Source organism: Pseudanabaena sp. PCC 6802 (genome assembly GCF_000332175.1).
Lineage (GTDB): Bacteria > Cyanobacteriota > Cyanobacteriia > Pseudanabaenales > Pseudanabaenaceae > PCC-6802.
Genome location: NZ_KB235914.1, coordinates 3,308,813 through 3,322,233, shown reverse-complemented (window position 1 = coordinate 3,322,233; position 13,421 = coordinate 3,308,813). Strand labels below are relative to the sequence as shown.

Below are 13,421 nucleotides of genomic sequence, written 5' to 3'. Positions count from 1 at the left end.
TTAAATACCTTCGTGCAAGGATAATAGAACTCCCATTTCTTTCTCGAACTCGCGGTTTAGTTCTTGCATTTTTTCCAAAGCAGTGCGCAGAATGAGTTTTCCTTCCTGCACCAACACTTCCCCTGTGAATGGGTGCACGAGAGATTGCTGTGCTTTCTTGCCAACCAGTGACTCTAATTCTGCTTCTGAATTTACATATTTCCCCTTGGGAACTTCTAGAACAACGCCGCGATCCAAAACTTTACATTGACAAGCTAGACGGGCATTAGATTGCTCGATCCGCATTAAACTCAATGTCAAACGTTCTTGCTGTGTAGGAGGCGATAAAGCATCCATCCCCTCTTTCACAAAGACATGACAGGTGGCACAACGCCCGTTGCCACCGCAGGCTTTGAGAACGTTAACTTTATTGCTGAGTAATACGTTCAGTAATTGTTCGCCTGTGGCTGCTGTTGTTAATTGGCTGTCAATTTGTAACGGGACAAAAGTATCCACATCTTTAACCGAGGGGAAATTCAAAGACTGTGCCTGTTTCTGGGCGCGAATCACTCCGGTGACATTCTGAATTACGCGCACCAGTTCGTTATGATTGATGGGATCGCTACTAACAACACCACCCAAGCCCTTGCTCTCTGCTAGCGCGTGACGGTAGAACTCAGGGATAACGACTTCATGGGATACTAAAATTACGGGTAACTTATCCCATTCCTTATTACAGAGTTGGAAGATTTCAAAGCAACTACCATTATCGACATTACCTAAAATCAGCAGATCGGCAGCACCGGATGAGAGGGTCTGGACTAGCTCTGTATATTCCGAACAAGGATAGACAATCCACTTGCCAATCCCTTCAATAGTTTTTAGTAGTCTCTGATGGATTGCAGGGTTGGATTCGGCCAGGACTATTCTCAATGTGGCAGCATTATGTCGGGCATCAGCAGAGGAAACAGTGTGTGACTTTTCTTCCGTACGATTAGATTTGGTCATAATTTATTAATATCTCCCCTGTTTGATGGTTTAAATTAATTTGAAATTGCCGATCGCAGCAAGCACTTGTAAGGTAATTACAAAAGTTAATATTAAAAATCAAATACAACTCTTGAATGTAATACTACCCAAATATTTACAAGGCAGTAGCATTTACATGATAATTTATGCTTATGAGTGTTTAGAGATTGGTAATAATCTGTTTGACCTGTTCGGATGGGTTGCTCTGCCGCAAAAGCTCTATGTAATCGGCAATGATGCGATCGCATTCCTTAAGAAAGCCTTTGACCCAAAGCAGTAAACTCTCGAATTGCCTCTCAGTCAGGTTTTCTTGCGGGATATCCTGGCTGACAAAGGAAATTACCCCAGTATGATCGACCGACCAGCATTCCAGCCAGAGATGTTCTGCTGTTAAGCTTTTATGGGCTTTTTTCCAATAATTACCAATCACCAGACCTCCGAAGTACTTGAGACTTATTTCCGAAATTTCATTCAGGGCGGCAAGAGTTTGTTGATAAGTTAAGGTTTGTTGGAAGCGCGAACTCTTACCAGGGCTTGAGGTGGGAATTGGGGCAGCTTTTACCGGCTCTTTTGGTGCAGGTTTGGCATTTTGCGCGATCGCTTGTGGTGGTTTTGGTAGTGGCGGCGGCGGGCTGGGCAGATTCGATGCAGGCTTAGATGCAGGTGCAGGTGGTGGAGCAGGTTCTTGAATTTTTGCAGGCGCAGGAGCAGCTTGAGCTGGTTCGACAGACTGGTCTCGACCCATCAAATTTTGCAACCCTTGCCTGAGTAGATGCAGTTTTGTAGGGGAACCGCTCATGACATCGCAGCCGCCTTTGGCAACTACCCAATCCTTGAAAAATTGGTTGACCTCAAGCGTATGACACAGCAAGATTATCGGCAAATTTTGAAATTTTTGCGCGCACTCGCGAAATACCTCTAAACAACTCGAATCTTCTAAATTGCCAATAATTAACAGATCGGGCACGTGACTGTCCATTGCCCGATTTGTCTCTTGAAGGTTGGCGCATCTGACGATCCGATGTTGGTCTTTGCCTAATTCAGCTACAATTGGCTCGCTAATGGTTGAGTTAGACTCAGCCAGGACAATCTGTAGAAAATCTCGATCTTGAACTTTAGGGTTGCTCCTGTTTGGTGCTTCCATTCCTAATATCCTCATCCTTTACTATCCCCCTGACGCAACTAATTTATGCAGTCAAACAACCGCCTTTTCGGGTGCATCTCAAGTTTGCAGGTTCATAACCCCACCCATCCTCCCCTTGGCAAGGGGAGGTACCGGAGGTGGAGGGGTAATTGCAAAACCGGGATGCTCCCGCCTTTTCCTTATTTTTTACTTTATAGCTATAGCCAATAGGCTTAGGACGGGGTGCAGGGTTTCCACCCCTGCGTGTGGGCGCTGCGCCCACACCCCCTGTAATAACCGATCTGTCTACGGCTATATCCTTACACTATCTTTACCCAAAACTCGCCTGCACTAAATCAGGGTGCAACAAAAATAAATAGTTATATAGCGGTTTTCAGATCGGAAGGAGTAGGGGGGTTGGGGGCGTTGCCCCCAAGAAGGGGAGGCAGGGCGGTCTTGGGGGTTTCCCGCTAGAGCCACTGCCGTGTGGAACCCCTTCACCCCAAAAATAAAACCCGTTCTCAATTGAAAACCGCTATAGCTGGAGAATTGGGGTGAGGATATCGCGCTACTGCCGTGCCACGAGAGTTGCGCGCCACTCTTGCAGGATGCCGCCACCTCATACAGGTGCCAGGGCAGCCGCCAACACCTCCTCAGCAGCAGTTGCAAACACAAACTTCAGGTCGCGTTGCACTTCATCGGGCACGTCCTCCAGATCTGGTTGGTTGCGCTGCGGCAAAATCACCGTTTTTACTCCTGCTCGATAGGCAGCCAGCATTTTTTCACGAATACCGCCTACAGGTAGCACTTTCCCGCGCAGCGTAATTTCGCCAGTCATAGCCACATCGTTCCTTACCAAGCGGCCAGAGGCAAGGGAGGCGATCGCTGCTACCATCGTCACCCCCGCCGAAGGCCCATCTTTAGGAGTTGCCCCTGCAGGTACGTGGACGTGTACCACTTTACCCACAAAGGTTTTGGGGTCGATACCGAGTTTCTCCGCATTGGAATGCACGTAGGATAGAGCCGCCTGCGCCGATTCGCGCATCACATCCCCCAACATCCCTGTCAGTACTAACCGTTCCTCCTGTCCGCCCATCATTGCAGCTTCGACAAACAATACGTCTCCACCTGCGGGAGTCCATGCCAGGCCGGTGGCAATGCCAGGGCGATCGATCCGTTCCACCACTTCATTCTCAAACCGGGGTCGTCGCAAGTAATCTGGAATCTGTTCCGCCTCAATCGTAATTGGGGTTGTCGCACCTTCGACTATTTTGCGAGCCACTTTGCGAATCACAGTACCGATTTCCCGTTCCAAATTGCGTACTCCCGCTTCACGGGTATACTCGCGAATAATACGTTGCAAGTCGGCATCGGGAATCTTGAGTTCGTGCAGCTGCAAACCGTTAGCGCGCAATTGTTTGGGCAGCAGATAGCGACGGGCAATGTGCAGCTTTTCCATTTCCGTGTAACCAGAAAGGCTCAAAATCTCCATGCGATCGAGTAACGGTGATGGAATAGTTTCAATTGTGTTTGCCGTGCAGATAAACAGCACCCTGGACAAGTCAAAGGGAACGCTGAGATAAGTATCCACAAAGGCATGATTCTGAGCTGGATCGAGAACTTCTAAGAGTGCAGCCGCCGGATCGCCTTGAAAGCCTCTGCCTAGCTTATCTACCTCATCAAACATAAACACGGGATCGGCAGTTTCTGCTCGTCGCAAGGCGTGAATCAGGCGACCGGGTAAAGCTCCAATATAGGTACGGCGATGGCCGCGAATTTCGGCTTCGTCGTGAATGCCACCCAGACTGATACGCACGAACTTGCGCCCCATGGCGCGGGCAATGGACTGTCCGAGAGAGGTTTTGCCGACACCGGGCGGTCCCACAAAACACAGGATTGGTTCTCGACGGCTGTCATCAAAAATGCTCTCAGTCATGCTATCAGTTTCTTTGCGATCGGTATTCTCAGTCTCCCGCTGAGATTGAGACTGTAAACCTGACTGAGCCTGACGATCTGCTTTCAGTTTTTTGACCGCTAAGTATTCTAAAATCCGGTCTTTGATCCGTTCCAAGTCATAATGATCTTCATCGAGGATTTGACCCGCACAAACGAGGTCGATCGCGCTGCCAGTCGTGGCATTCCAGGGTAGGCTCACCATCCAGTCGAGATAGGTGCGGATCGTACCATACTCCGGCGATATTGCGGGCAAGCGCTCCAGTCGCGATAATTCTCGGAAGGCTTCTTTGTGCGCTTCTGCAGGTAGATTGGCTGCTTCCATCTGTTGGCGCAACTCTTGAATTTCGGCTTGCTCGGTATCCTCCTCGCCCAGTTCTTGCTGAATCGACTTTAATTGTTCTCTTAAAATATATTCCCGTTGAGTTTTGGAAATTTTTTCCCGGGCATCAGAAGCAATTTGCTGTTGCAACTCCCGGACAGCTAGCTCCTGCTGCATCAAGTTAATCAACCGTTTTAGTTTATCTGCGGTGTCATCCAATTCCAACACTTCCTGCCGCACTGTAGTTTCCATCGGCATCATCGCTGTCACCAGATAGGCAAACATGCGCGGGTCGCTGATATTGTCGCCAGCAGATGCCAGTTCGTCGGGAATATCGTTTGTTAAAGGCACGAGTTTGCGAAACAGGTCGCCCAGGGTACGGCGCAGGGCTTCTATTTCCATATTTACCACCGTGCGTTCGGGCGCTCTGTCAATTCTCGCCACCAGAAACGGTTCTATCTGCAAAAAATCTAGAATCCGAATTCGTTCTAATCCCTGCACGACCAGTTGTAAGGTTCCATCTGGCAACCGCAGGAGTCGGTGGATAATGGCGGCGGTACCGACGCGGTAGATATCGTCTGGCCCCGCTGGATGTGCTTCCGGATCGCGCTGAGCCACTAATGCCAACAGGCGATTGGTACGCATTACCTCATCTACTAGATCGATCGAGCGCTGGTGTCCCACCACAATGGGAGCTACTGCCATGGGTACGACCACGGTATCGATTAGCGGTAAAACCGGAAGCGCGTCGGGAATCTCGGGAATATACTCGTTATTATTTCCAGCATTGCTCGAACCTGCGTGAGTCACGACTCCACCTCCATTTTCGGTAGCATGACGTAGAGAAAACCGCGATCGTAGCGAGCCTGAACGCGATCGCAATCGATCTTATGTTTGAGGGGTACGTCTAGACGAAACGATCCGTATTGAATGTTCACCGCATGATATTGCCGATCTCCCTCGGGCATTTCCCACGCTCTCTCCCCTTCGATCGTCAGGGCATTTTCATAGAGACAAATCTCAAAATCTTCATCTGCTAAACCAGCAATTTCTACTTTGACAATTAACGCTGTGGGGGTTTCGTGCAGGTCGGCAGGGGGGTGCCACTGCGGGTGAGCAAAACTTGCATGCATGCGGCTCCCCCAAGGAGCGGTGGGCGAGGGGGAACCCATTCCAGTAAAAATGCCGGTATAGGAGTAGCTGAGTCTACGATAACGCATAGATTTCCATCCCTGAAGTTGCTGCCGTTCTACCAAGAATTCGATCGATGGGTGCAAAAAACACCAAAAATACGCCCTAAAAAGTTCATTGCATTGTTTCAATGTTTCAAGCGGTAATGCAATAACATGCAACCATTATTGTAGATTTTGCTGCTGGTGATTTCCAGTGGGGTTGGTTTAATCGCACCAGACAACAGTGGGATACCCGTACCCAGCAGGACTGGATGTACTTTTAGAATCATCGCATCGATCGCTGGGAAAAGTGTTGTTGCTAAATTGCCACCGCCACACAGCCAGATATCCTTACCAGGCTGCTGCTTCAATTCTCGGACTAGGGTGACAGGATCGGTAGAAACTAAATTAATATTGGGATCTGGGCTTGCCTGTAGACTGCGAGAGATTAAGTATTGTTGCATCTGGGGATAGGGGTTGGTAATTCCTATCTTTTGACCGATTTCATAGGTTCTGCGCCCCATCAAGACCGTATCAAAATGCTTATTTTCATTATTGGCAGCAATTCCCAGGAGATCGTGTAGGTGCGCTGGCATGGTCTCAGGAAATTCCTGAATTATGTCAGTCATATGTTCGCCTTCCATCAAAAAGAAGTCGAAAGAATCATCACGACCAGCAATAAAGCGATCGACGGTACAAGCAACCAAGTATTTGAGTTGACGCATAAAGTTTTTCTCGTGCGCTCGATCCTAACATAACTGAATTCTGATGTTGAGCTAGCTTGCTTCTCGTTTCTTTAATTAAGAAATGACCTGGTAAACTGGAGCTTTATCAAACTCTTACCTCCTAAGTATTCTCCAGTAATGACTGAATCCGCCATACCACTTTCAGCCCAGGTCGATCGCTCGACCTTAACGCCCATGATGCAGCATTACCTGGATGTCAAGGAGCAGTACCCACAGGCTTTACTGCTGTACCGCTTGGGCGACTTTTACGAAACATTTTTTGAAGATGCCCATACTGTGTCGCGCGTGTTGGAACTGGTGCTGACGGGCAGAGATGGCGGCAAAGAGGCGGGACGCATTCCGATGGCAGGCATTCCCTATCACGCCCTGGAGCGTTATGCCAGCCAGTTAGTGGAAAAAGGCTTTTCCATTGCTATCTGCGACCAGGTGGAAACCGTTGCCGAAGCGCAGGGATTAGTTCGACGCGAAGTGACGCGAGTGATTACGCCCGGCACCGCGATCGAAGAAGGGATGCTGACGGCCAAGAAAAATAACTTCCTAGTAGCGATCGTCTCGGCTTCAGAGAATTGGGGCATCGCCTATGCCGACATTTCCACAGGTGAATTTTTGGCAACGCAACTAAATAGTACGGAGCAGCTAGTACAGGAACTATTGCGATTGCAACCCGCTGAAGTTCTCATCCCTATCGATACACCCAATCCCTTAGGTGGTGGAGTGCCAGCGCTTCCACCGGAGTTGCCGGAACATTTTTGCTATACGATGCGATCGCAGACCCCATTTATTCTCACCGAAGCCAAACAGCGTCTCTTAGAAACGTTTCGAGTGCGATCGCTAGAAGGCTTTGGCTGCGATCGCTTACCTCTAGCAGTAAGAGCAGCAGGCGGTTTATTGGAATATCTCTCCGCTACGCAAAAGAACACTCAGGCTCCTTTGCAAAATCTCTCAACCTACACGGTTAGCGATTATCTTTTGCTCGATTATCAAACGCGCCGCAATTTAGAGATCGTGCAAACCGTACGCGATGGCACCCTTACCGGATCGTTAATCTGGGCATTAGACCAAACCGCCACATCTATGGGCAGTCGGGCTTTGCGCCGCTGGTTGCTACAGCCGCTCAAGGATATCCAGGCGATCGCCGATCGCGCCGATACCGTAGAGGAACTGACCAGAAATCACAGCCTGCGCAAGAATTTACGGAGCAGTTTGAGCCAAATCTATGACATCGAAAGATTGTGCAGTCGTGTGGGAGCGGGTACGGCTAATGCCAGGGATTTAGTGGCGCTGGCGGCATCGCTCGGCAAACTCTCGACAGTCGCAGATGTGGTCGCAGAAGCTCGAACCCCTCACTTGACAGCACTCCAAACCGTATCCCCAGAACTAGAGCAAATCGCCGATTTACTTTGTTCCACATTGGTAGAGGAACCGCCCATCTATCTCACCGATGGTAATCTAATTCGCTCCGGCATCAATCCCCAACTAGACGAACTAAAACAACAGGCAATCGACGATGTGGAATGGCTTTCAGCCCTGGAGAAAACCGAACGAGAGCGCACGGGTATTAACACGCTGAAAGTTGGGTTTAACAAAGCTTTCGGTTATTATATCAGTATCTCTCGAGGTAAGAGCGAGCAAGCACCTGACAACTACATTCGCAAGCAGACGCTCACGAATGAAGAACGCTACATCACGCCAGAGTTAAAGGAACGCGAAGCTCGCATTCTCAACGCCAAGGCAGAGCTAAATCAATTGGAATACGAGCTATTTGTGGAACTGCGCGCGGCGGCGGCCAAACACATCACCAGCATGCGCGCCATCGCCCAAGCATTAGCGGCGGCGGATGTCCTGGCTAGCTTCGCCGAAGTTGCGGTCAAGTATAACTACTGCAAACCTACGATTCAAAACGATCGCGCCATCGAAATTGTCAACGGTCGCCATCCCGTAGTCGAGCAATCCCTACCAGCCGGATTTTTTGTGCCGAATTCCACGCATTTAGGCAGTAAAGCGGGGGATAAATCAGGCGATCGCGCGTCTGAGCGATCGCTGCATCCCGACCTGATAATTCTCACGGGGCCGAACATGAGTGGCAAGAGTATTTTTCTACGTCAGGTGGGATTAATTCAATTGATGGCGCAGGTGGGTAGTTTCGTGCCTGCTCAATCGGCTGCTCTGGGTTTGTGCGATCGCATCTTTACCCGCGTTGGTGCGGTTGACGATCTAGCTACGGGACAATCGACATTTATGGTAGAGATGAACGAGACGGCGAATATTCTCAACCATGCCAAAGAGACATCGCTAGTGTTGTTGGATGAGATCGGGCGCGGTACTTCCACATTTGACGGTATGGCGATCGCGTGGTCGGTAGCGGAGTATATCGCAACTGCGATTAAAGCCCGCAGTATATTTGCCACCCACTATCACGAGTTAAACGAGCTTGCGAGCCTGCTTCCCAATGTCGCTAACTATCAAGTTACGGTTAAGGAACTAGAAGATGAGATTATTTTCTTACATCAAGTCCAGCCCGGTGGCGCGGATCGCTCCTATGGGATTGAAGTGGGGCGTTTGGCCGGACTACCACCGATTGTAATTCAACGAGCCAAGGAATTATTAGTCCAGATCGATCGCAACAGCCATATTGCTACGGGTCTTAGAAATGCAGGCGATCGTAATTCTTCTAAATCAAAATCTCGCCGCGATAAGGATCAACTCACCATTTTTGAAGCCAATGGATGATAAATAATTACCAGTAGCTGCCGTAGTAGTAGGGTGGGCATTGCCCACCTTACGGTTTGAATGACGATCGTGAAGCTTTTGCCCAAGTGCCGATAAGATTGTAGAATATTTGCTATTTGCAATCGCAAGATCGAACAGGAGCGAGCATGGCAGACCTTAATGGTACGATGATGCAGTATTTTCACTGGTATATCCCCGATGATGGCAGCCTGTGGAATGAGGTGGGAAATAGAGCCAGCGAATTGGCTAATACTGGGTTCACTGCCATGTGGTTGCCGCCCGCTTATAAGGGTATAAGCGGTAAATTTGATGTGGGCTACGGAGTCTACGACCTCTACGATCTAGGTGAATTTAACCAACACGGCACGATCCGTACTAAATACGGGACGCGCGCTCAGTTAATTGATGCCACTAAAGCACTCCATGCGGCTGGTCTCCAGGTCTATGCCGATGCGGTACTCAATCATAAAATGGGTGGCGATTTGCCCGAAACCCCCAAAGCAACTCCCTACAGCCAGGACAACCGCCTCACTCCTAAAGGTGGGCTGCAAGAAATCAAAACCTATACGCACTTCAAATTTCCCGGTCGGCAGGGAAAGTACTCTAATTTTGAATGGCACTGGTGGCACTTTGATGCCGTGGACTATAGCGAGTATAACAGCAGCGATCGCGGCACGATCTATCTCCTCGAAGGCAAACAGTTTGATGACTACGTGGCACTGGAGAAAGGCAATTTCTCGTATCTCATGGGTTGCGATCTCGATTTCCAAAGCCAAGAAGTACGCGATGAGATTATCCGTTGGGGTAAGTGGTATCTCGACACTATCAGCATTGATGGATTTCGGCTTGATGCGGTTAAGCATATTTCTGCCTGGTTTTTTCCACAATGGTTAGATGAAATGGAACGCCACGCTGGGAAGGACTTGTTTGTGGTGGGAGAGTACTGGATGCCCGACATTAATACCCTGCAATGGTACATCGGTGCTGTCGGTGGCAGAATGGCAGTGTTTGACGTACCGTTACACTACAACTTCCATTACGCCAGTAAGTCTGGCCCTAACTACGATATGCGACGCATCTTTGATGGCACGCTAATGCAGCAGAACCCCTATTATGCCGTGACATTTGTGGAAAACCACGACTCGCAGCCTTTACAAGCACTAGAGTCTGTGGTCGAGCCGTGGTTCAAACCCCTTGCCTATGCCATCATTTTGCTTCGCCGCGAGGGCTATCCCTGCGTGTTCTATGCTGACTACTATGGGGCAGAATATGAAGACAGCGGGAGAGATGGAAACCGTTACAAAATCATGATGCCATCGCATCGCTGGCTAATTGATAAGTTTCTTTACGCCCGCCGTCACTATGGCTACGGTGCCCAGTACGACTATTTCGATCGTGCCAATACAATTGGTTGGACTAGACTAGGAGATGCAGAACATCCTAAAGCTATGGCAGTACTGATGAGTAATAGCTCGGACGGGATCAAATGGATGGAGGTTGGAAAACCGGATGCTAAGTTTGTAGACCTGACCGAACATATCCAAGAACCCGTGTATACAAATGAATGGGGTTGGGGAGAGTTTGATTGTAAGGGTGGCTCCGTCTCAGTTTGGGTTGAGGTATAACTGTTGTACGTGTCAATGTAACCGCGATGCCTATGCTGATGTCTAATGGATAGTGCCCGTGCTAAAATGTGGTGTCTTCATGCTGTATTGAGCATATGGACGTGTATCGTTCGTAAAGTAGACTACCCAGGAGAGATCTCCATGCAATCTAAAGTTGATATGCCCTAAGAGTTCATGGAACGCCTAAATCAAGAAAATCCAGATTTAAAAACACAGCTAGAGCGATCGCATCAGGAGCAATCGCAGCTAAGGGAGCAGCTTTTACAACTGACCCAATCTCATGCCGATGCTCAAGCTCAGATCGCACAACTGCTCGCTCAGGTACAGGAGGGAGTGCAGTTTCAAGCTGAGATTGCTAAGTTGAAGGCCCAGCTAGCTGAAACCCAGAATCAGCTTTACATATTGCAACAAGATCATGCCCTCTTGCAGTCAGAGTTAGATCGGGCATATTTCGATCTGAAGCGAGTGCAAGCAAGATCCGAATCGGGCAGTACGTCAAGCCAGGAACTGCAATCTTTTGCTACCGTCTCCAGTTTCTCTACACCAAAATTTGAGACAAAAGAGTTGAGCTTTCAAGCGATCGTCATTGATGCCCAGGGGCAGCAAATCGACAATCAGACAAAAACAGCAAATTATTACCAGGAAGACCTTGGTGATGGTATTAAGCTGGATATGATTGCCATCCCTGCTGGTACTTTTATGATGGGATCTCATCCCAAGGAAGAAAAACGGGAAGAAGCAGAATCGCCTTTACATCAGGTCACGCTCAAGGCATTTTATCTGTCAAGGGTGACGGTTACCCAAATGCAATGGCGGGCGGTAGCAGAGCTTCCCCAGGTAGAGCGATCGCTAAACCCCCAACCAGCTACCCCTAAAACCAACAACCATCCGATTGAGTGCGTGTCCTGGTATGATGCGGTGGAGTTTTGCGCCAGACTGGCAAAAAGCACGGGTAGGCCGTATCGTTTGCCGACAGAGGCGGAATGGGAATATGCCTGCCGAGCGGGTACGCAAACACCATTTCATTTCGGGGAAACGATCAGAGCTGATTTAGCCAATTACGATGCCAACCACATCTACGCTAACGGCCCGCAAGGTATATATCGAGAGGGCACAACGCCTGTTGGTAGTTTTGAGGTTGCTAACAACTTTGGGCTATATGACATGCATGGCAATGTTTGGGAGTGGTGCGCGGATTGTTGGCACGACAATTATCAAGGTGCTCCCATTGATGGGAGAGCTTGGGACTTTGGTGGCGATGCCCGCCTGCGCTTGTTGCGCGGTGGTTCCTGGGACTTTAACCCTGGCTACTGCCGCTCGTCTCAACGTGCCAGATATGCAGCGGATCTGAGGTATTTCAACATCAGCTTCCGCATCGCCTGCGACCTGTTCTAATGCCAACACAGCTATAAGGGAGTTGCAGTTTGATAGGATACCAATCGTAGGGGCGAACGGCCGTTCGCCCCTACAGAGGCGCATTCCCGATCGTGGTAGGTTATTTAATTGCGGATCCCTAATCGGTTTTAATCGCCCGATATTTGTAGCAAAACGGTTCTCCGTCGGGGGCCGTCTAGATCGAAAAATAAAACGGACTGCCACGTTCCCAAGGCAAGTTTCGCGCCAACAATCGGAATTACCTCGCTCGTACTGAGCGTCATTGCCATTAGATGGGAATGGGCGTTCATTGGTTCGTCGGGTGGCACTATCCGCAGGTGTAAATCGTTATGCAAGTAGCGATCGCCAGGTGGAGCCAGTTTGTTGAGATACACCTTGATATCGTCTAACAGTCGCGATTCGTACTCGTTGATCGCCAATGCGGTCGTGGTGTGACGCGAAAACACGATCGCTTGACCGTTGCTAATTTGGGTCGATGCCACAAACTCCTCAATTTGGGAAGTAAGATTATGGATGCTTATTCCTGCAGTGGTTTCTAATTCTACAATTTTGCTAAATGTTGGCATATTTCTGCTTAAATCCGATCGGTAAGGCTAATTCTAGCCATTTCCAGTAACAATCCGCATCATCTAAAGATTCCTACTTGACCCCGATTAGCAAAGCTAATTCCAGCCATTTCCAGTAACAATCCACATCCTCAAAGCCAATTTCTCGCAACCATTGCAACTGTGTTTCCACATCCAGCAACTGGTTGGATGGATCTTCAGGCTGTTCGCTGATGCCGATCGCTGCTCGAAACCGCGCGTGTACTTTGGCATTGGGTGAAGCCACATGTTCTAGATTGCAAAAGATGCCACCGGGTTCGAGCACGTCAAAAATTTCACTGTAGAGCGATCGCTTGCGTGCGTGGGTGAGATGGTGAATGGCAAAACTAGAGACCACAGCATCGAATCTGCCCATGCTAGGTAGAGGATCGTCCAGGTTATGAGCAGCTACGCGCACGGAATCATCACCAGCAAACTGGGTTCTTGCTGCTTCTAACATCGTGGGGGAAAAATCCAGCGCAATACTTTGAGCGTGAGGGCGATCGATTTTCAGCAATGACAGCAATCGACCGCTACCAGTGCCTAAGTCCAGAATCCGCTCCACCGTTTTAGGAACGTGCTCCAACAGTACACCTTCGCCCTCAGTGCGATGGGGAATGGCATCGGCCATGCTCAGATAGCGCAGTGCATGTTCGGCAGACGACCAGAGGTTGACCATAGTGAAGTTCCTTACTCTATGCAGAGTATGAGTTTAATAGATGGTTTTTCCTAGATAGCTTCCATATAATATAGCCGTAGATGC

Annotated in this window: 10 protein-coding genes; 3 read left to right on the top strand and 7 right to left on the bottom strand. The window is 49.2% G+C overall.

Annotated elements, in window-relative coordinates; all coding sequences use genetic code 11:
- From PSE6802_RS31380 to PSE6802_RS0121140, 5 genes are all read right to left on the bottom strand, one after another.
- Complete coding sequence (locus PSE6802_RS31380; RefSeq protein ID WP_019502036.1) at positions 1–987, bottom strand: 2Fe-2S iron-sulfur cluster-binding protein; 987 nt, start codon at positions 985–987, stop codon at positions 1–3.
- 181 nt (positions 988–1,168) lie between these two features.
- The gene (locus PSE6802_RS0121155; RefSeq protein ID WP_019502035.1) at positions 1,169–2,152 is read right to left on the bottom strand and encodes a response regulator transcription factor; all 984 of its coding nucleotides are present in this window, start codon (positions 2,150–2,152) and stop codon (positions 1,169–1,171) included.
- Positions 2,153–2,750: 598 nt separating this feature from the next.
- On the bottom strand, positions 2,751–5,216 hold the full coding sequence (gene lon, locus PSE6802_RS0121150; RefSeq protein WP_019502034.1) for an endopeptidase La: 2,466 nt from the start codon (positions 5,214–5,216) through the stop codon (positions 2,751–2,753).
- A complete protein-coding gene (locus PSE6802_RS0121145) occupies positions 5,213–5,539 on the bottom strand; it encodes an Hsp20/alpha crystallin family protein (protein ID WP_202950720.1) in 327 nt (108 codons plus the stop codon). Before PSE6802_RS0121145 ends, lon begins: the two co-directional genes overlap by 4 nt.
- Before the next feature lie 185 nt (positions 5,540–5,724).
- Positions 5,725–6,303 (bottom strand): dihydrofolate reductase family protein, encoded by a 579-nt coding sequence (locus PSE6802_RS0121140; protein WP_019502032.1) that lies wholly within the window; start codon positions 6,301–6,303, stop codon positions 5,725–5,727.
- A gap of 138 nt (positions 6,304–6,441) precedes the next feature.
- Between PSE6802_RS0121140 and mutS the strand changes: the two genes are divergently transcribed.
- The 3 genes from mutS to PSE6802_RS29905 all read left to right on the top strand — a co-directional run bounded on the left by mutS (position 6,442) and on the right by PSE6802_RS29905 (position 12,074).
- Complete coding sequence (mutS, locus tag PSE6802_RS0121135; protein WP_019502031.1) at positions 6,442–9,054, top strand: DNA mismatch repair protein MutS; 2,613 nt, start codon at positions 6,442–6,444, stop codon at positions 9,052–9,054.
- 146 nt (positions 9,055–9,200) lie between these two features.
- Positions 9,201–10,679, top strand: coding sequence for an alpha-amylase (locus PSE6802_RS0121130; RefSeq protein WP_019502030.1), 1,479 nt, complete (start codon positions 9,201–9,203; stop codon positions 10,677–10,679).
- Positions 10,680–10,853: 174 nt separating this feature from the next.
- Positions 10,854–12,074, top strand: a complete 1,221-nt coding sequence (locus PSE6802_RS29905) for an SUMF1/EgtB/PvdO family nonheme iron enzyme (protein WP_019502029.1) — start codon at positions 10,854–10,856, stop codon at positions 12,072–12,074.
- A gap of 128 nt (positions 12,075–12,202) precedes the next feature.
- On the opposite strand, the gene PSE6802_RS0121120 is transcribed toward PSE6802_RS29905, so the two are convergent.
- A complete protein-coding gene (locus PSE6802_RS0121120) occupies positions 12,203–12,640 on the bottom strand; it encodes a secondary thiamine-phosphate synthase enzyme YjbQ (protein ID WP_019502028.1) in 438 nt (145 codons plus the stop codon).
- A 73-nt stretch (positions 12,641–12,713) separates the two neighbouring features.
- Positions 12,714–13,337 (bottom strand): class I SAM-dependent methyltransferase, encoded by a 624-nt coding sequence (locus PSE6802_RS0121115; protein ID WP_019502027.1) that lies wholly within the window; start codon positions 13,335–13,337, stop codon positions 12,714–12,716.
- Positions 13,338–13,421 lie beyond the last annotated feature (84 nt).